General features: G+C 41.7%; 23 protein-coding genes. 7 read left to right on the forward strand and 16 right to left on the reverse strand.

The features are described from left to right. Positions 1-2 precede the first annotated feature (2 nt). From BKK48_RS06840 to ispF, 5 genes are all read left to right on the forward strand, one after another. Positions 3-908, forward strand: coding sequence for a DUF979 domain-containing protein (locus tag BKK48_RS06840; RefSeq protein ID WP_077427392.1), 906 nt, complete (start codon positions 3-5; stop codon positions 906-908). A gap of 12 nt (positions 909-920) precedes the next feature. After that, the gene (gene pcp, locus BKK48_RS06845) at positions 921-1,559 is read left to right on the forward strand and encodes a pyroglutamyl-peptidase I (protein ID WP_077427393.1); all 639 of its coding nucleotides are present in this window, start codon (positions 921-923) and stop codon (positions 1,557-1,559) included. 242 nt (positions 1,560-1,801) lie between these two features. After that, the gene (ftsB, locus tag BKK48_RS06850; protein WP_077420966.1) at positions 1,802-2,080 is read left to right on the forward strand and encodes a cell division protein FtsB; all 279 of its coding nucleotides are present in this window, start codon (positions 1,802-1,804) and stop codon (positions 2,078-2,080) included. Next, positions 2,080-2,760: a 2-C-methyl-D-erythritol 4-phosphate cytidylyltransferase gene (gene ispD / locus BKK48_RS06855; protein ID WP_077427394.1), complete on the forward strand. Its 681-nt coding sequence runs from the start codon at positions 2,080-2,082 to the stop codon at positions 2,758-2,760. Before ftsB ends, ispD begins: the two co-directional genes overlap by 1 nt. After that, a complete protein-coding gene (gene ispF, locus BKK48_RS06860) occupies positions 2,760-3,233 on the forward strand; it encodes a 2-C-methyl-D-erythritol 2,4-cyclodiphosphate synthase (RefSeq protein ID WP_077427395.1) in 474 nt (157 codons plus the stop codon). Before ispD ends, ispF begins: the two co-directional genes overlap by 1 nt. Positions 3,234-3,296: 63 nt before the next feature. Here ispF and BKK48_RS06865 read toward each other — a convergent pair whose 3' ends face one another. Genes BKK48_RS06865 through hemC form a run of 4 tightly spaced genes read right to left on the reverse strand, consistent with a single transcriptional unit; the run spans position 3,297 to position 7,534 of the window. Further along, positions 3,297-4,568: a heme biosynthesis protein HemY gene (locus BKK48_RS06865; protein WP_077427396.1), complete on the reverse strand. Its 1,272-nt coding sequence runs from the start codon at positions 4,566-4,568 to the stop codon at positions 3,297-3,299. Between the two features lie 9 nt (positions 4,569-4,577). Beyond that, complete coding sequence (locus tag BKK48_RS06870; RefSeq protein WP_077427397.1) at positions 4,578-5,834, reverse strand: uroporphyrinogen-III C-methyltransferase; 1,257 nt, start codon at positions 5,832-5,834, stop codon at positions 4,578-4,580. Between the two features lie 12 nt (positions 5,835-5,846). Continuing rightward, complete coding sequence (locus tag BKK48_RS06875; protein WP_077427398.1) at positions 5,847-6,596, reverse strand: uroporphyrinogen-III synthase; 750 nt, start codon at positions 6,594-6,596, stop codon at positions 5,847-5,849. Beyond that, positions 6,596-7,534, reverse strand: coding sequence for a hydroxymethylbilane synthase (gene hemC, locus BKK48_RS06880; RefSeq protein ID WP_077427399.1), 939 nt, complete (start codon positions 7,532-7,534; stop codon positions 6,596-6,598). Before hemC ends, BKK48_RS06875 begins: the two co-directional genes overlap by 1 nt. A gap of 164 nt (positions 7,535-7,698) precedes the next feature. Here hemC and BKK48_RS06885 point away from each other — a divergent pair, with 164 nt between their 5' ends. Continuing rightward, positions 7,699-8,163: a hypothetical protein gene (locus BKK48_RS06885; protein ID WP_077427400.1), complete on the forward strand. Its 465-nt coding sequence runs from the start codon at positions 7,699-7,701 to the stop codon at positions 8,161-8,163. Between the two features lie 62 nt (positions 8,164-8,225). On the opposite strand, the gene BKK48_RS06890 is transcribed toward BKK48_RS06885, so the two are convergent. The 3 genes from BKK48_RS06890 to BKK48_RS06900 are packed head-to-tail and all read right to left on the reverse strand — an operon-like array spanning position 8,226 to position 10,776. Then, complete coding sequence (locus BKK48_RS06890) at positions 8,226-8,963, reverse strand: ABC transporter ATP-binding protein (protein WP_077427401.1); 738 nt, start codon at positions 8,961-8,963, stop codon at positions 8,226-8,228. Further along, positions 8,956-9,945, reverse strand: a complete 990-nt coding sequence (locus BKK48_RS06895; protein ID WP_077427402.1) for a FecCD family ABC transporter permease — start codon at positions 9,943-9,945, stop codon at positions 8,956-8,958. Before BKK48_RS06895 ends, BKK48_RS06890 begins: the two co-directional genes overlap by 8 nt. Before the next feature lie 39 nt (positions 9,946-9,984). Then, a complete protein-coding gene (locus BKK48_RS06900) occupies positions 9,985-10,776 on the reverse strand; it encodes a TroA family protein (RefSeq protein ID WP_077427403.1) in 792 nt (263 codons plus the stop codon). Between the two features lie 183 nt (positions 10,777-10,959). Here BKK48_RS06900 and BKK48_RS06905 point away from each other — a divergent pair, with 183 nt between their 5' ends. Next, positions 10,960-11,298 carry a ComEA family DNA-binding protein gene (locus tag BKK48_RS06905; protein WP_077427404.1) on the forward strand — a complete coding sequence of 113 codons (339 nt, stop codon included), beginning with the start codon at positions 10,960-10,962 and terminating at the stop codon, positions 11,296-11,298. 52 nt (positions 11,299-11,350) lie between these two features. Here BKK48_RS06905 and BKK48_RS06910 read toward each other — a convergent pair whose 3' ends face one another. The 9 genes from BKK48_RS06910 to BKK48_RS06950 all read right to left on the reverse strand — a co-directional run bounded on the left by BKK48_RS06910 (position 11,351) and on the right by BKK48_RS06950 (position 19,569). Further along, complete coding sequence (locus BKK48_RS06910; protein WP_077427405.1) at positions 11,351-11,818, reverse strand: surface-adhesin E family protein; 468 nt, start codon at positions 11,816-11,818, stop codon at positions 11,351-11,353. Between the two features lie 29 nt (positions 11,819-11,847). After that, complete coding sequence (gene pflA / locus BKK48_RS06915) at positions 11,848-12,588, reverse strand: pyruvate formate lyase 1-activating protein (protein WP_077427406.1); 741 nt, start codon at positions 12,586-12,588, stop codon at positions 11,848-11,850. Between the two features lie 127 nt (positions 12,589-12,715). After that, positions 12,716-15,028 (reverse strand): formate C-acetyltransferase, encoded by a 2,313-nt coding sequence (gene pflB, locus BKK48_RS06920; RefSeq protein WP_077427407.1) that lies wholly within the window; start codon positions 15,026-15,028, stop codon positions 12,716-12,718. A 45-nt stretch (positions 15,029-15,073) separates the two neighbouring features. Beyond that, positions 15,074-15,925 carry a formate transporter FocA gene (focA, locus tag BKK48_RS06925; RefSeq protein WP_077427408.1) on the reverse strand — a complete coding sequence of 284 codons (852 nt, stop codon included), beginning with the start codon at positions 15,923-15,925 and terminating at the stop codon, positions 15,074-15,076. Positions 15,926-16,110: 185 nt separating this feature from the next. After that, positions 16,111-16,461, reverse strand: a complete 351-nt coding sequence (rplS, locus tag BKK48_RS06930) for a 50S ribosomal protein L19 (RefSeq protein WP_049358025.1) — start codon at positions 16,459-16,461, stop codon at positions 16,111-16,113. Between the two features lie 34 nt (positions 16,462-16,495). Beyond that, positions 16,496-17,245 carry a tRNA (guanosine(37)-N1)-methyltransferase TrmD gene (trmD, locus tag BKK48_RS06935; protein ID WP_077427409.1) on the reverse strand — a complete coding sequence of 250 codons (750 nt, stop codon included), beginning with the start codon at positions 17,243-17,245 and terminating at the stop codon, positions 16,496-16,498. A 55-nt stretch (positions 17,246-17,300) separates the two neighbouring features. Next, on the reverse strand, positions 17,301-17,828 hold the full coding sequence (gene rimM / locus BKK48_RS06940) for a ribosome maturation factor RimM (RefSeq protein ID WP_077427410.1): 528 nt from the start codon (positions 17,826-17,828) through the stop codon (positions 17,301-17,303). 30 nt (positions 17,829-17,858) lie between these two features. Continuing rightward, positions 17,859-18,107 carry a 30S ribosomal protein S16 gene (gene rpsP, locus BKK48_RS06945; RefSeq protein ID WP_018356451.1) on the reverse strand — a complete coding sequence of 83 codons (249 nt, stop codon included), beginning with the start codon at positions 18,105-18,107 and terminating at the stop codon, positions 17,859-17,861. A gap of 259 nt (positions 18,108-18,366) precedes the next feature. Further along, a complete protein-coding gene (locus BKK48_RS06950; protein ID WP_077427411.1) occupies positions 18,367-19,569 on the reverse strand; it encodes an aromatic amino acid transporter in 1,203 nt (400 codons plus the stop codon). Positions 19,570-19,596 lie beyond the last annotated feature (27 nt).

The raw sequence follows: 19,596 nt of genomic DNA on the forward strand, positions 1-19,596 counted from the left end.
CCATGTTAGAATATATCTATCAAGCCACAGGGCTATTATTGCTCGCATTCGCTGTACAAACATTTTTAGATAAGGATAACCCTAAACGGATCGGAAGCGGATTGTTTTGGTTAATTTATGGAATGACCTTTATTTTAGGAAAAGTTGTGCCGAACTGGTTAATTGGTGCGATGGTATTAATTCTCACCGTGCTTGCAGCCGGTGGTTTCATGGGGCAGGGAAATTATGGTACCACCACCGATAAAGAGCGTAAGGAAAAAGCCTCTCTATTGAAAAATAAACTGTTTATTCCTGCCCTTATTGTTCCTCTTGGTACCATATTAATTAGCCAGTTTACCAAACTAGGGGTATTGGTTGGGCTTGGGTTAAGCTCGGTGGTTTCTATTATCATAGCCCTTTTGATAACAAAAGGTAAAACCGTACAAAGCTTACATGAAGGTCGTAGACTGCTTGATTCTATCGGATGGGCGGCGATTTTATCACAATTTTTAGCCGCACTTGGTTATCTCTTTAATCAAGCCGGTGTAGGGGATACCGTGGCAGGTATCGTGAAAATGATGATCCCAGAGAATATTCTATTGATTAAGGTGATTGCTTATTGTGTAGGGATGATGCTATTCACCATTGTAATGGGAAACGCTTTTGCAGCTTTTGCTGTGATGACAACCGGTATTGGTATTCCACTACTTGTTATTGAAAATGGCGGAAATCCGGCAATTATCGGTGTACTTGGTATGTTATCAGGGTATTGTGGTACGTTAATGACACCAATGGCAGCCAATTTCAATATTGTTCCTGCCGCATTGCTTGAACTCAAAAATAAACATCATGTTATTTCAATGCAGGTTATACCTGGGTTTATACTGCTTATTTTTAATATTCTCATCATGTATCGGTTTGCCTTTTAATGGAGGGATAGAATGAAAAAAATCTTAATCACCGGTTTTGAGCCTTTTGGTGGCGCAACAATTAATCCCGCCCTTGAAGCGGTTAATCAGTTAGCCCATGTTAAATTAGATGGGGGAGAGATTGTGACTTGTGAAGTCCCTGTTACGCGATATAAAGCACTTGATACGATCATTGCGGCGATTGAGCAATATCAGCCCGATTATGTGATGACAATAGGCCAAGCAGCGGGACGCATAGGCATTACACCAGAGCGTATTGCTATTAATGTCGATGATTTTCGTATTCCTGATAACGGGGGAAATCAGCCTATCGATGAACCTATTGTAGCTGATGGTCCCGATGCTTATTTCACTACATTACCGATCAAAGCGATTATTCGTACATTACGAGAGAACGGGATTCCCTGTCAGGTTTCAAATACCGCAGGCACATTTGTTTGTAACCATGTATTTTACGGTATTCAGCATTATTTACGGGATAAAGGCGTTAAGCATGGCTTCATCCATATCCCATTATTACCGGAACAAGACACGCTAGGCACGCAACCGACGATGGCTTTAGATGTGATTGTAAAAGGTTTACGTCTGGCAGCTCAAGCTGTACTGGATAATGAAAAAGATATCCTTATCACCGCAGGCCATATTTGCTAGTCGTATTTTTTCGTAGAAATAAATAAGGATGCTTTATGTGGCATCCTTTTTTATCAAATGATATTCAATCATTTCGTATTTTATAAATATAGTGTGTCAGCCTAGCGAGTTGAGAAAATTGCTGAGCAATACTTTTATAAACGATGACATTGAATTTCAGTGGAAGAACATCTTTTTTCATCGCCTTTCACGTTATTTCAAGATAAACTATAAGCCTTTTATTATTAGTCAGACGAAATTTTATGCGGATATTTATTGCTATCCTTGTGGGGATTCTTGCACTTTTCCAATACGATCTTTGGTTTGGTAAGAATGGTTATTTTGATTACAAAGCAGTGTCAGCACAAATTATTGAAAATAAAGCGGAAAATGAAAAATTGGTGCAGAGAAATCAAATGATTTCAGCTGAAATTCAGGGGCTAACAAAAGGGTTTGAATCCATTGAGGAACGGGCGAGAATGCAGCACGATCTCGTAAAAGAAAACGAAACTTTTTACCATATTGTGAAAGAGCATAAATAATGTCACGAAAAATCATTGCCGTGATTCCTGCTGCCGGAGTGGGAAGCCGAATGAAAGCGGATAAGCCCAAACAATATTTAACGGTGTTAGGCAAAACGATTTTGGAGCATACGTTAAATATTATGCTAACTCATCGTTCCATTGATCGAATTATCGTGGCATTAGGTAAAAAAGATCCCTATTTTGCTGAACTTCACTTCCTTTCCCATGAAAAAATCCAACTTGTTGAAGGGGGAGAAACTCGGGCGAATTCTGTCCTCAATGCACTTAATGTGATTGAGGAAAAAAATGCTTGGGCATTGGTGCATGATGCGGCAAGACCTTGTTTAACAGAAGCCGATTTAAATAAGTTATTAGAAATCCATGATGAAAATGGCGCGATTCTTGCGATTCCGGTGACAGATACCATCAAGCGTAGTGATGAAAATAGCAAGATTATCACCACAGAAGATCGCTCACAACTTTGGCAGGCTCAGACGCCCCAATTTTTCCGAGTCGATTTGTTACAAAATGCGCTTGAAAATGGATTAAAACAGAAGAAGATGATTACGGACGAAGCTTCAGCTATGGAACTTGCCGGATTTCGACCGCACTTGGTGGCAGGAAGAAGTGATAATATTAAAGTGACCCGCCCAGAAGATTTAGCCTTGGCGGAATTTTACTTAACAAGGAAAAAATGATGATAAGAATTGGACACGGTTTTGATGTACATGCCTTTGGGGAAAACAGACCTTTAATTATTGGCGGTGTTAACATTCCTTACCACACGGGATTTATCGCCCATTCCGATGGAGATGTTGCTCTGCATGCATTAACTGATGCACTGTTAGGGGCAGCTGCCTTGGGCGATATTGGAAAACTTTTCCCTGATACGGATATGCAATATAAAAATGCCGATAGCCGGGGATTGTTAAGAGAAGCCTTTCGTCAAGTTCAAGAAAAAGGTTATAAGATTGGGAATGTAGATATCACTATTATTGCCCAAGCCCCCAAAATGCGCCCTTATATTGATGAAATGCGTGTTGTGATTGCCGCTGATTTATCCTGCGATACTGAACAAGTCAACGTGAAGGCAACAACAACAGAAAAATTAGGTTTCACAGGAAGAGGTGAAGGGATCGCCTGCGAAGCTGTGGCGTTGCTGATGAAATAAATCTTCTGAGAAAAACAAAGGCACAATTGGTATTGTGCCTTTTTGTTTGGGGATGTTATCCGTCTAAGCTTGTTTTTCCAAAAGTGCGGTTGGATTTTCCTCGGTTTTTTCTGTCTCTTCAGGGTGGAGAGACATCGCATGGCGTAGGCTTTCTTGGCGGATTTGTTCTGCCGTTGTGTTATCGCCTGCTTGTTCAAAGACATAAATAGCCATCATGGTATCGTTAGATTCAAGCTGTTTTGGACAAGCGATGACTTTTTTAAATGCTTCAGCCGCTTTGGTAAATTCGTTATTGCGAACATACAAATAACCTAAGGCTCGGTTGATTCCACATTGCTGATCTTCATCTGCACGTTTGGCCCGTTTTTCGATCATTTTGATTAATTTGGTATTATCAACCGGTTGTAGGCGGGTTATTTGGGTGCAAAGTGTTGGGCTTAATGGGGTGTTTTCTCCCCATTTTTTCAACACTTCGAGGGTAAATTCATAAGCGGATTCATGATCATTACAATCAATTAAACGCTCAATCAATGCCACTTTTAAATCTAAGTCTTGGCGACGGCGACGAGGCTGTTCTTCCCACCAAGCAAGCAAACCATCCACGCCTTCTTCATTCATTTTTTCATCAAGTAGGCCATTTTCGGTTTTAACCTGTATCGCTTTAAATTCTTCTTCATTGTATATGCCGGCACGTTGAATTAAATCCAAAATGTTATCAAGAGCCTGGTAGGCTTTGGATTGGGTATAAATTTCAACAGCAAGTTTTAATACTTCTTTATTGCGATCTGTCATTTCCAACAAGCTATCTACCGAGCTTCTGGCGGCCGGTAATTTGTTTTGTTGTAATAGAATGCGGGTGCGGGCAATTTCCACCAACAAATTGTCAGAACCAGCAAGCTCTGTGGCTTCAATTAAATAGCGGTTTGCACTAAATTCATCACCACGTTGTTGGGCGGCTTCTGCGGCAGTGATTAAATTCAAAATCGGTTCATCGGAATGTTTGGCATTTTTACCGATAAGTTTCTCCGCTTTGGCATAATCGCCCTCGTTCATTTTCATTAAACCTTGAAGGGTTTGTTTTTGTGCTTTCACCCGTTTGCGGCGGGAAAACCAACTGTAAGTATTATTACTTAAACGAAGAAAACGGCTGATACCCCATTCAACAAAATAAATGATCGCAAGGGTAGCCACAAATAAGATCACGAGGGTCGTGATGGACATTTCATAAATATTGTTCGCCGTTTCAATACGCACATAACCTTGCTGACCGGAAAGATGAGGGCCTGCAATAAGTCCGGCGAGTAAAGCCAGCATTAAAAATAGTGTTCTAAACATAGTCTATCCTTATTGTTGTGGCTCAGTGGTTGGTTTGGTTTGCGGAGAAACGCTTTCCGGATGATTGGTTGGATTTTCCGATACCGCTTCCGATTTAGCCGGTTCATTGAGGGCTTTTTCTGCCTCAATTTCGATTTTTTGCACCTCTGCCGGTACGCGGTTGAGATATTTATCCAACAAGTTCAAACTTTGTAATTGGGTTGGAACATCTACATAAACGGATAATTCTGCCAATTCATCAATAGATTTTAAGAAATTTTGGGTGACTTCCGCATCAGTATCAAAATAGCTACGCACCCAAGTTGCCACGGCATCCAAAGATTGTTTGTACAGATCATTTTGTTGGCGTGGAACGGCCATAATCGCTAATTGCAAACGCAGACGGATATTTTCACGCAAATAAATATCTTGATTTGGAGCAAGCAGCTCTTTTTTATCCGCACCTTGTTTTGGGCTGATACGAATAAAATGATTTAGAAAAGAGACCGCACTTTTTTCTGCATTTGCCTGCCAATCATCTAACGAATCGGACAATTTTTCCGAATTAGGATCATCACCAAAATTCACATTAAGCACCGGCAATTCATCCACCGAATTGGCGAGCTGAGAAAGGCGTTGCATCACGGCATTTTGATCAATACTGTCAACGGAAAGGAGTTGTTTGAGATCTTGGTTGATGGCAGAACGAACGGCCATCGCCTCCGTGTTGTTGACTTTGGCTAGTGTCTCATCAGCAAGTTTGAGCAAGGACACCCCGGTATCCACATCGTTGTCTAACACTAATTTGCGCAAGGCATTGTTTAATAAGAAATCGGCTTCAGAAAATAACCAATCGTTAGGTTGTTGAGCAACCGCTTGTTTGCTGACATAGTCAAGCTGTTGGCGTAGGGTGCTAAAAGCTTGTTCTTTTGCTGCAAGTTGTTGTTCAAGTTGGGTGATTTTGCTTTGTGTTTCACTGTTGGCTTTTTCAAGCTGAACAAATTGTTCGGTTTGGTTATTGTGGCTGGAAACGGTAGCAGTTTGCCCAATCTGTCCTTCAAGTGCGGTCAATTTTTGTTGAATTTCACCCACTTGTTGTTGCCCGAAATAATAACCGGCTGCACCCACACCTAAGGCAATTAAAATAGCCAGTAAGCTTAATCCTGTACCACTTTTTTTAACAATAGTTTGAGCGGGTTGGGATGCGATTTCTGCTTGATTTTCAACCGCACTTTGTACGCTTTCATCAAGGTTTTCTATCACTTCATTTGATTGATCTTTCGCCATATTCATTCCTTATTAGGTCATTGAGCTAAGTAATGTGTTCAACAAACTTGGGTTGTCCGCCTTTGGAGACAAGGTAACGCTTTGCCAGCCTTGCTGTTGCGCTGCTTCTGCAATACGAGGGCTGACTGTCACTAAGCGGCAACTTTTCAGCCAATTTTGCTCATTTTCCGGTACAAATTCAATGAGTGCTTGCAGAATTTCGAGGCTGGTTACCACTAAAGTATCAACACCGGCACGTTTACAAATACTGGTTTGTTCTTCCTTATTATAGAGGATTGGCACTCTGCGGTAACATTCTAAAATATCAACACTCGCCCCTCGCTGTATTGCTTGTTCGGCAAAATATTCCCGTCCCCCGTTGCCACGGAGAATTAAAACCTGTTTTCCGTTGAGCTGTTGCATTTGGGGGAGTGCAAGTAAGGCCTCGCTGTTTTCTTGGCTAATTGGGTATCGCACAACCTGTCCGCTTTGACAGGTGAAATACTGTGAGGTTCTTTGTCCGACTGTAAAGTATTGTAAATCTTCACGCCAACAGAAGCCGGTTTCTTTGAGGGTTTTTACGGAAAAATCGACTGCACTTTGGGAAACGAGGAAGACATAATCGGCAGGGTTGAGTTGATTGAGTTTTTTTGGGAGGTCTTCTAAATCCCCTCCGCTTTCAAAGGTGAATAAAGGAAGATGCAGTGCCACAATACCCGATTGATTGAGTCGCTCAACCAATTGTTTTCCTCGTTCGTCAGGGCGGGTGACAAGAACGGCCATTATTGCTTCTCTCCTTGTGAATAAACCTTGCTCAGAATACGATCCGCACCTTGGGCAAGTAGCTGTTCGGCGATTTGTATCCCCAATTCTTCTGCATTTTTGACCGCACTTTTTCCTTCTGCACGAATAATCGCCGAGCCGTCAAGTTCTCCCACCAAGGCCTGTAAATAAATTTGATTGTTGTCTAACACCGCATAGCCGCCAATAGGTACTTGGCAACCGCCCTGTAAGCGAGTATTCATTGCCCTTTCAGCCAAGACACAAGCGGTCGTTTCTTCATCGGCAAGCGGTGCCAGCAAGGATTGAACCTCTAGATCATCGGTGCGACATTCTATTCCCACTGCACCTTGACCGGCTGCCGGTAAAGAAAGGGAGGTTTCAATAAAGGAAGCGATGCGTTCTTTCATTCCTAAACGAATTAACCCCGCTGCCGCAAGAATAATGGCATCGTATTCGCCTTTATCTAATTTGCTTAAACGGGTGCCGACATTGCCTCGTAACGAGCGAATATCTAAATCCGGGCGTAATTGTTTGAGCTGACATTGGCGACGTAAACTTGAAGTGCCAACAATCGCCCCTTGAGGTAAATCATCCAGTGAAGTATAGCGATTGGAAACAAAGGCATCACGAGGATCTTCCCGTTTGCAGATAACACTTAATCCCAATCCTTCGGGGAATTGCATTGGCACATCTTTCATGGAATGTACCGCAATATCCGCCCGTTTTTCCAATAGGGCATTTTCTAACTCTTTGACAAATAGCCCTTTTCCACCAATTTTTGCCAAAGGCGTATCAAGAATGACATCACCTTTCGTGACCATTGGAACAAGCTCGACAGTCAGTGTAGGATGAAGGGTTTCTAAACGATTTTTAACAAAATTTGCCTGCCAAAGTGCAAGAGGGCTTTGGCGGGTGGCAATTCTTAAAATAGCTGGCATAGTTGTGTTTATTGGATTGGGTTGCTCTAAAATTCCGCCTATCCTATCACTGTTGCGGGAAAAAGTCAGTTTTCATTTCATTTTCTCCTTGATATTTCCTACGCTTGCACAATTTGCCATTTCCGCTATGATAAGTCGCTTCATTTCTTATCGATTTTATGACAATGAACAAATTCAAACTGATTTTTTTGGGTGTAGCGATGTCAATGCTTTTTGCTTGTAGTACACCGGTGTCGAAAAAAACGGCAAAACCCCGTTTCTTAAAAGAGAATATTAGCCAAGCAGAACTCAATAATCCGACCGCTTATAAACGTTATTATTATCGTTGTAAAAATGCTGAAACGCAGGACATCGATGATTTAACAACCTACTTTCCGCTTTCAAGAGAAAGCCGTTTAAAAGAGAACTTTGGCATTTATTTTCAGCTAAATGGGGGAAAACCTATTCCCTTTGATCATATTGAAAACCGAGCTTTAAATGCGAGAGGGGCGAGATTTGAAGTGATTTATCGCTCTTATCAACCAATTAATGGCTATTTTGTGGATTTAGTGGCACGACAAAATGGTTCGACCTATTATAAAAATGCGCAAGGTAGGCAAATCCCTTGGCTGGTGTGTCGAGAAAATTAGCATTCAGCGTGAGTTTTCATTGAAGACTTACGCTGAATTTTTTGAAGTAAAAATGAGGCCACTTAGGCTTTTAATTTCGTTATACCCCAGATTTCCTTTTTCTCTTGGTTAAATTCCGCACGCACCTGAAAGGCTTTAGCAAGATTGTCTGAATTGAGTACGGTTTGCGTTTCACCATAGGCAATGACCTTGCCTTTATCCAGTAAAATCACCTCATCACAAAATTTGTAGGCCAGTGATAAATGATGAATGGCTACGACACAGGTCTGTTTCGGGGTGAGGGATTTCAGTTGTTCCATCATGTCGATTTGATAGTAGGGATCAAGTGGTGCAATGGGTTCATCAGCAAGGAGTAAGGGCGTATTTTTAATACAACAGCGTGCCAGTTGTACCCGTGCTTTTTCACCACCGGAAAGCTGTTGAAAGGGCTTGTCCAAGAGATTAGAAACAGAAAACTGTGCTGAAACCGACCGCACTTTTTCTTGTTCTTTCGCGCTGTTAAGAGAATGGGGGAGGCCCAAGGCAATCACTTCATAGACAGAGAGATCCCAATGAATGGCTGTGGTTTGAGCAAGGTAGGCCAGTTGTTCGCTTTTTTGACTTGCCGTCATTTCACTTAATTTGCGCTGATTAAGCCAAATTTCCCCCTTTGAGAGAGGTAAAATGCCCGCTATGGTTTTTAACAAGGTGGATTTGCCTGCCCCATTTGCCCCCATAATGCCCACTAATTTTCCTTGAGGAATGGTACAGCTGATGCGCGTTAAGCCGTAAGGTTGGCTAACCTTTTCGATATTAATCACGGGCAAGCCTCCGTTGTTGTGTGAGTAAAATCCAAATTAATACAGGGGCACCGATGATAGCGGTAAGCGTGCCGATATAAATCGATGAAAATAGTGGCAGATATTGCACACTGAGATCGGCGATGAGCAACAATAAAGCCCCCATTAATGCACTGCTTATATAAAGCTGGGAGGGGCGTTTTTTGAGTAATAAACGGGCAAAATGAGGGGCGATTAAGCCGATAAAACCGATCGTACCTGTTTGTGGAATGGTTGCGCCCACCAGTAATGCGACACCGAATGAGGTAATAAAAAAGTGCCGTTTAGGATCAATGCCCATGGTGGCGGCGGTTTCTTCTCCAAAAGTGAGGAAGTCAATATAACGCCGAGTGTAAAACAGGCAAAATGCCCCGAATATGATGATCGGAAGTGAGAATAGGAGCGTTTCCATTTTTGCCCATACTAGCGAACCTTGTAGCCAACGATAAAGTTCTGCCAACGCCCACGGGCTTTCCGCATTGGAAAGTAAAAGGGCGATTGCCGAAGCAAGTAGTGTATTGACGGCTACACCGCTTAAAATCATCACCGTCGTGCCTTGTTTATGCGCAATGAGATAGACCAACGCAAAAGCGGTTAATGCACCCAATACGCCCCCTAATAGCAACAGACCGGTTGGAAGGGAAAAATAGTAGAGTAAAAAGACGCTGACAGTAGTAGCACCATTGGCACTGCCGAGCAATCCGGGGCTGGCGAGGGGATTTTGGAACACCGCCTGCATCGCATTGCCGGCTAAAGCTAATGCAGCGCCGGTCAGTACCGCTAAAAATAGTCGGGGTAGGCGAATATCCCATATTACAAGAGAACGCATATCCGTCATTATCCCTTTTGCATTGTTGAGATGGGAGAAATGATCAAGCTGATAACAAAGTGCCCCGCTTATCATCAATCCTAAAAGGAGAAAAAGTATTGGGTTAAGGTATTTTTTTACCAAAAGTGCGGTCATTTTTCTTTCCATTTATCGGCGAAAGCTCATAGCTCAGGTTTAATTGTCTGTATGCTGTTGTTGATAAATCAGTGCCGCCCCTTGCCATACGCCCTGATCGAAACAGTAAGTGTATTTCATTGGAATACGAAAGTGCGGTTGGTTTTTAAAAAGTTTTTGTAAAATCGGGTGATTGAGTAACTCAGCCTGCTCGTTATAGCTTTGTTTATCTGAGATTTCAATTAATACCTGAGGTTGGGCGAGCAATATTTTTTCAAGGGAAAAAGATTGTGTGGTAAGTGGCATGTTTAATGGTGTTAATCCCAGCAAATTAAGCAACGTGGCATATTGTGGAAAATCGCTTTCCACGATGCCCGTATCTGAAAGCATCAAGGTTTCTGTGAGAGAGGGATTGAGTGTGAAATGTTGCGATTTTAATGTATTCACTAAATCTACGGAATGGCTTTCATTACCTGTGAGCTTGCCTAATTCCAGCATTAACGCAAAGAGTTCATCAGGGGTTTGTGGGGCATCATTAATCGGGATCACCTTTGCCCCCAGTTTTTTTAGCGCTTTTACAAGCTCTGGATAGAAGGTTTCATTGATGAGAAAGGTTTTATCTAAATAAGGTAATAAGGCGCTAAGTTGTGGCTCTAGTGTGGGTTTATCCCTGTTGACCTTATCTAACATCATCAGCGGATTTTTGGAATAAGTGGATTGGGCTGCAATTTGCTCGGGACGGGCGAATTCAGCCAAGAGCCTGTCGCTGCATAAAGTCAGCGAAACAAACTGCATGCTATAAGCGGAAAAGGAAAGAAAAAGTGCGGTCAAAAAAATAAAAAGTTTAAACATAGCTGACTAATTTTAATACCACCTCAACGGTGGTTGCTTCATCCCTTCCATTTTTACTTCACAAAAGGTAAATTTTTCGAGTGAGATCGCAAAAGCTGGGTGGGTTTCTTGTTTATTTTCATAGAAATAGAAAAATGTTGAAGTTGATTTTATCAACATTCTCACTATTAACAAGGAAACACTATGAAATTAATGAAAACCTTAATCAGTTCAGTTATTTTGAGCTGTACTTTATTGAGTGCCAATACATTGGCAAAAGAAAAAGCGGCAGAACCGATGCCGACTCAAATGGCGATGGCTGAAAATACCTCTTCAACCAATATAGAGGGGAAACTTAATATCAATACGGCAACGGCAAGTGAAATTCAAAAATTCTTAACCGGTATTGGCGCAAAAAAAGCGGAGGTGATTGTGCAATATCGTGAAAAACACGGTAAGTTCACCAGTGCCGAGCAATTACTTGAAGTTCAAGGCATTGGCAAGGCTACTCTTGAGAAAAATCGTGATCGCCTTATCTTTTAATGGTTGAAATTGATAAAGGTCGCCATAGGCGACCTTTTGTATGCTAAATCAATTATTTACTGTAATTGACACAAAGTATCTGTGCAGCATGATACAGTGTGGTCTTCGGTGTTAAACGAATACTGTATTTTTCCTGTTTTTTCGGCGCTGCGCGCAATCCCTCACCCCAGAATTCATCATAAAAATCCGTGCGTACTTGCGTTAAACGATAGTTTTTACAATTGAGAATTTTATATTGGCGAACGGAACGGGCATAGCGTTTCGCTTCTTTTGGATAAACATACAATCCTTGGTCTAAATTGATGACCGCATCAAAATGAACCTCTTGAGGCTCTTCGTTATCAATCCAAATGGAATCCGTATCAATATAATAATTCACCTCTTTGACCAAGCGGGCATAGCCTTGGCGATCTTTTGTAGGTGGCGTAAGCTTAACATTTTGGCTTTCAATCGAATGTTGAGGTTGAACGCTACAAGCTGCAAGCAGTGCGACAGGGAAAATTAACATCAGTTTTTTCATTATTTACTCCTTAGACGAAACCGATAACGCTAGAATTTCACGGTATGTCCGTAGCCTTCCAAAATGGATTTGATATGTTCTAATGATTCTCGTGTTGGGGGCATCACGTCTTCCAGTTCATAATCAAAGCCAAGGGTTTTCCATTTATGTGCGCCAAGGCGGTGATAAGGCAGCAATTCGACTTTTTCGATATTTTCCATGCCTTCAATAAATTGGCCAAGTAAGTGAACGTCATGATCATTATCCGTATAACCGGGCACGACCACATAGCGAATCCACGTTCTTTGATGACGTTTTTGTAGGTATTTGGCAAATTCCAATGTGCGTTTATTGGGCACGCCGATCAAATTTTGGTGCACTTGATCATTTAATTCTTTTAGATCAAGTAACACGAGATCGGTCACATCGAGCAATTCATCAATAATATGATCGTAGTGACGGACAAAACCATTGGTATCAAGGCAAGTATTAATCCCTTCTTTTTTACAAGCACGGAACCAATCACGCACAAATTCCGCTTGAAGAATGGCTTCACCCCCCGATGCTGTCACGCCACCTCCGGTAGCATTCATAAAATGGCGATAACTCACCACTTCTTTCATTAATTCTTCAACACTAATTTCTCTGCCACCGTCTAAATCCCAGGTATCACGGTTATGGCAGTATTTGCAACGCATTAAACAGCCTTGCATAAATAAAATGAAACGAATACCCGGCCCATCAACCGTACCGCAGGATTCAAAGGAATGAATTTTTCCTAAAACAGACATAATCAACTCGCAATCAAATAAGATAGCTCAATTTTATCAGAATATGACAACATAAAAAATGAGCCTGAATAAAATCAGGCCCATCATTGTGATTGCCGCTAAAGAGCGGTCAATTTTTTTAATGTTTTTACATTGATTCCGTGAAAGTACGGGTGATCACGTCTTGTTGTTGCTCTTTGGTTAAAGAGTTAAAACGCACGGCGTAACCGGAGACACGAATGGTTAATTGTGGATATTTATCCGGATTTTCCATGGCATCTAACAACATTTCACGGTTTAACACGTTAACATTTAAGTGTTGGCCGCCTTCAACAGTGGCTTCGTGATGGAAATAACCATCCATTAAACCTGCAAGGTTACGGCGTTGTGCTTCCGGATCTTTACCTAACGCATTTGGTACGATTGAGAAAGTGTAAGAAATCCCGTCTTTTGCATAGGCAAACGGCAGTTTCGCTACGGAAGTTAATGAGGCAACCGCACCTTTTTGGTCACGGCCATGCATTGGGTTCGCGCCCGGGCCAAATGGTGCACCGGCACGACGACCATCCGGGGTATTTCCGGTTTTCTTACCGTATACAACATTAGAAGTAATAGTAAGTACAGATTGGGTTGGTACAGCATTGCGATAAGTTTTAAGTTTTTGAATTTTCTTCATAAAACGTTCAACTAAATCACAGGCAATGTCATCAACACGGTTATCGTTGTTACCATATTGTGGATATTCACCTTCGATTTCAAAGTCGATCGCCACGTTAGAGGCGACTACATTGCCGTCTTTATCTTTAATATCACCACGAATTGGTTTTACTTTCGCGTATTTGATCGCAGAAAGTGAGTCTGCCGCTACAGAAAGACCAGCGATACCGCATGCCATGGTACGGAATACATCACGATCATGTAACGCCATTAATGCCGCTTCATATGAATATTTATCATGCATATAGTGGATAATGTTTAGGGCAGTAACATATTGTTTTGCCAACCAATCCATAAAGCTATCCATGCGGGTCATTACTGTGTCGAAGTCTAATACTTCATCTGTAATTGGTGCGGTTTTAGGGCCTACTTGCATACCTAATTTTTCATCAATACCGCCATTGATTGCATATAACAAGGTTTTCGCTAAGTTTGCACGAGCACCGAAGAATTGCATTTGTTTACCCACGATCATTGGTGAAACACAACAAGCGATTGCGTAGTCATCGTTGTTAAAATCTGGGCGCATTAAATCATCGTTTTCATATTGCACGGAAGAGGTATCGATAGACACTTTCGCACAGAAACGTTTGAAGTTTTCCGGTAACTGCTCAGACCAAAGAATAGTGAGGTTTGGTTCCGGAGATGTACCCATATTGTAAAGGGTGTGCAAAATACGGAAAGTGTTTTTGGTCACTAATGTACGACCGTCTAACCCCATACCGGCGATAGTTTCGGTTGCCCACATTGGGTCACCGGAGAATAATTGATCGTATTCAGGAGTACGCAAGAAACGAACCATACGCAGTTTCATCACTAAGTGGTCGACCAACTCTTGGGCTTCTACTTCGGTGATTTTGCCTGCTTTTAAGTCACGCTCGATATAAATATCGATGAAGGTTGCAGTACGACCAAAGGACATTGCCGCACCATTTTGTGATTTGATCGCCGCTAAATAAGCGAAATACATCCATTGGATCGCTTCTTGGGCGTTGGTAGCTGGATTAGAAATATCGTAACCGTAACTTGCTGCCATTTGTTTCATTTGAGCAAGTGCACGATGTTGTTCTGCGATTTCTTCGCGTAAGCGAATAGTGGCTTCAAGATCGATACCGTTTTCAAGGTTGTCTTGTAAAGAGGAGAATTGTGCGTATTTATCTTTCATTAAGAAATCAACACCATAGAGTGCAACACGGCGATAATCCCCAATGATACGACCACGGCCATAAGCATCCGGTAAACCGGTTAATACGCCTGATTTACGGCAACGTAAAATATCCGGTGTATAAACATCGAACACCCCTTGGTTGTGGGTTTTACGATATTCAGTAAAAATTTTCTTCACTTCAGGGTTGAGCTCACGACCATAGACTTTACATGAGCCTTCCACCATTTTAATACCACCGAACGGCATAATGGCACGTTTGAGTGGCGCATCGGTTTGAAGACCAACGATTTTTTCTAAATCTTTGTTGATATAACCCGGTGCATGAGAAGTAATGGTTGATGGAGTATGCTCATCAAAATCCAATGGGGCATGAGTACGGTTTTCAATTTTAATGCCTTCCATGACCGATTCCCAAAGTTTTGTGGTCGCTTCGGTTGGCCCTGCTAAGAAAGAATCATCACCTTCATACGGCGTATAGTTTTTTTGAATAAAGTCGCGTACATTGACATTTTCTTGCCAATCACCACCGGTGAAACCGGCCCAAGCCACTTTTTGCGCTTCATTAAGTTCTGACATAGTCATTTCCTTTGTTAATTAATAAAAATAATTTGTTTCAACTGATTAGTGGGATTTTGTGAGGTAACGTTGAAATAAACCAATGCAAATTGCACCACCCACTATATTTCCCAACGTTACCGGGATTAAATTCTTTACAATAAAATGATAGACATCTAAATCGGTATATTGACTCGCTTCAATACCTAATTGTTGCCAAAATTCCGGACTGCTGTAATGAGCCGTAAGAATACCCATTGGAATCATAAACATATTCGCAACACAGTGCTCAAAGCCTGCTGATACAAATAACGCAATTGGTAAAATCATAATAAAGGCTTTATCGACAACGGTTTTACCGGAATAAGATAACCAAACGGCCAAACACACCATGATGTTACACAAAATACCCAAATTAAAGGCTTCAAACCAGCTGTGGTGGATCTTATGTTGTGCCGTATTAAGAATTGTCAAGCCCCATTGCCCGTTTGCCGCCATGGTTTGGCCGCCAAACCAAATCAGTGCGGCAATAATCAAGCCACCGGCAAAATTCCCAAAATAGACAACAATCCAGTTGCGAAGCATTTGCCAAGTGGTAATTTTTCCCTCTACTCGAGCAATGAATGTGAGGGTTGATGAAGTAAAAAGTTCAGTGCCTAATAGCACCACCATAATGACGCCGATAGAGAAAACCAAACCACCAACTAATTTTGTTAACCCCCATGGTGCACCGGCTGATGCCGTTTGTGTTGTGGTATAAAAAACAAAAGCTAAGGCAATGCAAGCGCCGGCACTAATACCGGACATAAAAGAGAGAAAAGGACGCTTTTGAGCTTTATAAGCTGCAGCGTTTTCTGCGAAATCTGTCACTTCAGCGGGGCTTAATGCTACCGTAGAAGCCTGTTTAACATCTGACATCGATAATGCGCTCTTTTTGATATTATAATCGTGGCTATTCTACTCTCTTAGGGGGGCTTTTCAAGGGATGCACTATGTTATTTAAAAAAAATTTGATATTTTGCAAGTTTTGTTAAGTTTTTATGATTTTGATAAGAAAAAAGGCTTGGACATGCCAAGCCTTATCATTTTCTTTATTTGCGAAATTATTCGCCCAAACGCTCTTTGATACGAGCTGATTTACCTGAACGCTCGCGTAAGTAGTAAAGTTTCGCTTTGCGTACCGCACCTTTACGTTTAACGGTAATTGAATCAACAACCGGTGAGTGAGTTTGGAATACACGTTCAACACCTACACCGTTTGATACTTTACGCAAAGTAAATGCAGAGTGCAAACCACGGTTACGAATTGCAATAACCACGCCTTCGAATGCTTGCAAACGACGTTTACTTCCTTCCACTACCCATACTTTTACTTCTAAAGTATCACCTGGGCGGAAGCTAGGTACGTTTTGTTTTAATTGTTCTTGTTCAAGTTGTTTAATAATGTTAGACATTTTTTGATCCTTAATTGATCTCATGATCCTAGAATTAACTGAGTTTACTGTTATTTTCCGTTTTCACTTCTTTTAACAGCTTACGTTGTTCGTCAGTCAGAGCTAGGCTTTCCAATAGCTCAGGGCGACGGCGCCACGTTCTTTCAAGCGATTGTTTTAATCGCCATTTTCGAATTTCTTCGTGGTTTCCCGACATCAGCACGGGTGGAACGATTAAGCCCTCTAACACTTCCGGCCTTGTGTAATGTGGGCAATCTAATAAACCATCGGCAAAAGAATCTTCTTCTGCAGAGGCTTGTTTGCCTAATACACCCGGAATAAACCTTGCAACGGCATCAATTAATGTCATTGCGGGTAATTCCCCTCCGGTTAAAACGTAATCACCGATTGACCATTCTTCATCAATTTCAGTTTGAATCAATCGTTCATCAATCCCTTCATAACGCCCGCACACTAAAATCAGCTTTTGATTTTGTGCCAGTTCCATGACACCGGATTGATCGAGTTTACGCCCTTGTGGTGAAAGGTAAATCACCTTTGCACCTTCTCCCACAGCAGCTTTTGCTGAATGAATGGCATCCCGTAAGGGCTGCACCATCATTAACATTCCCGGTCCTCCGCCATAGGGGCGGTCATCAACGGTTTTATGTTTATCCTGCGTAAAATCACGCGGATTCCAGCATTGCAGTTGCAAGAGATGATGTTTTACGGCTCTCCCTGTTACCCCAAATTCCGTAATTGCTTTAAACATTTCGGGGAATAATGTGATTATTCCAATCTGCATAAGTCAGCCTTATTTTGTTTAAAACAGACAAGATTACGTTTGAGCATACCTGAGATTAGAAACCAGCGTCCCAATCCACTTCAATCGTTTTTGTGGTGAGATCGACTCTTTTAACTACTTGTTCATACAAAAACGGAATTAACCGTTCTTGTTTTCCAAAAGCATCTTTACTATTGGCTTTGACGACCAACACATCATTTGAACCGGTTTCCATCATTTCTGTGACTGTTCCCATGGTATAACCTTGAAGATTGATAACTGAGCAACCGATTAAATCGTGCCAGTAATAATCACCTTCTTCCAATTTAGGGAACACAGAAAGATCTACCCCAATTTCAACATTCGCTAAAAGCTGAGCCGTTTCACGATCATCGGTGCCTTTCAGTTTCACAATCAGTTCGTGATTATGATGACGCCAATTTTCAAGCTCTGTGGGTTGCCATTGTCCCTTAATTTTTAAAAACCAAGGTTGATAGTCAAAAATGCTTTCGGCATATTCTGTTGATGAATAAATACGCAACCACCCACGGATACCATAGGTTGAGCCTAATTTGCCCACAACTTCAATACGTTGTTGTTCCATATTTTTCACCTATCTCCACTCAAAAGCGAATTAAGCGGCTTTTTGAGCTTCTTTTACCAAGCAGGCAACACGATCGGATAATGATGCGCCTTGACCTACCCAGTGGTTTACACGGTCTAAGTCAATGCGAAGACGTTCTGCATTACCTTGTGCAATTGGATTGAAGAAGCCAACACGTTCGATGAAACGACCGTCACGAGGTGAACGGCTGTCTGCAACAACGATTTGATAAAAAGGGCGTTTTTTAGCTCCGCCACGAGATAAACGAATGGTTACCATAACCTTCCTCTCACTATTTGATGATTAAAAGAATATTTCTAAGCTCGAAAGATACCTAGAAATATAGCTTACTTTTTTCTCTGTATATATAGACAAAAAGTCCGAGAATTCTACACCTTTTAAAGGAAAAGGCAAGTTAAAATCGTAGGGAAAGGGGAATAATTTAGCATAAAAAATGACCGCACTTTGCACACTAACTGGTGGTTTTGTCCATTGTTTTTTGAGTGCAGAGCAAAGTGCGGTCAATTTTCAAGTGATTTTAGCCTACGACAAAAGGGAGGTAGCCGGCACGGATAGCAAATGGAATAGAGGTGATCACTACGCCAAGTATTAATACGATAAGTAAGGTGACATTGCCTCCCCATACTCGATATGGGAGATTAGGGTGAAGACGGCGTGCTTTCCAAACCAGACTGACCGGCAATACGACCGCATAGAAAGCAAACATTTGACCGGCATAACCTAACGCTAAAATGAATCCCTCCGGATAAAACAGTGCAAAAGCTAAAGGCGGAATAAAGGTTAATAAGCCAAGGGAAATGCGCCCCGCTGAAACATTAAATGAACGTTTTAGCAAGTCTTCAATACATTCCAATAACCCTAATCCTACTCCTAAAAAAGAGGTGACAAGCGCTAACGTAGAAAATAACTTCACAGCACCGGCAATCATCGTACTGCCTGTAATGGCAAGGGTTGCTTTGACTAAACCATTTAACGTGGCATCTTCTTTTAGAATTTGTAAAAACTCATTTTGAGTGAGCAAACCATGGGTAGAAAGTTGCCATAAAATATAGGCACCAAGTGTAATGGCTGAGCCGATTAAAATAGAAATCCGCAGGGCTTTAACATTCCCCTCTAAATATTTATTCAAACTCGGAATCGAACCATGGAAGCCAAAGGCCGTAAAAAAAACCGGGCTGGCAGAAATAATTAATGCATTATCGATAGGGATTGCCAGCAGGTTGTCCATTTTGATTTCAGGCAACATTAAACCCAATACCACGGCAAAAGCGGCGAGCATGACGAAAAACAGAAGACGATTAATGCGATCGACACTATGAGTTCCTATTACAATGAAGACACCAAAAATTAAGGTAAATAAGACAATGCTTGATTTGTTACCCAGTCCTTCCGGTAATAAACTGCTTAATAAAGACCCACCCCCGCTGATATAAGCGGCGATTAAGGCATATAAGAAAACAATGAGAACGGCAGTGGCAACAACACGCCCGAATTGACCAAAATATTGTTCGGCAAGCGTACCAATACCCGCATCGCTTTCTGCGGTTTGGTAAAGTTCTACAAATAATAATGCGGTAAATGTAAGCAACGCCCAAAGCCCTAATAATAAAACGAGGGTAAAGCCAAAGCCGATGCCTGCGGATGTGAGTGGCATTGCCAGCATCCCTGCCCCGATCATGGTGCCGGAAACCAGTAAGGTACTACCAACAGTTTTGTTCATCATATGTTCCTTATTTTTTTGTAATAT

It is taken from the genome of Rodentibacter heidelbergensis, from assembly GCF_002000125.1.
Lineage (GTDB): Bacteria > Pseudomonadota > Gammaproteobacteria > Enterobacterales > Pasteurellaceae > Rodentibacter > Rodentibacter heidelbergensis.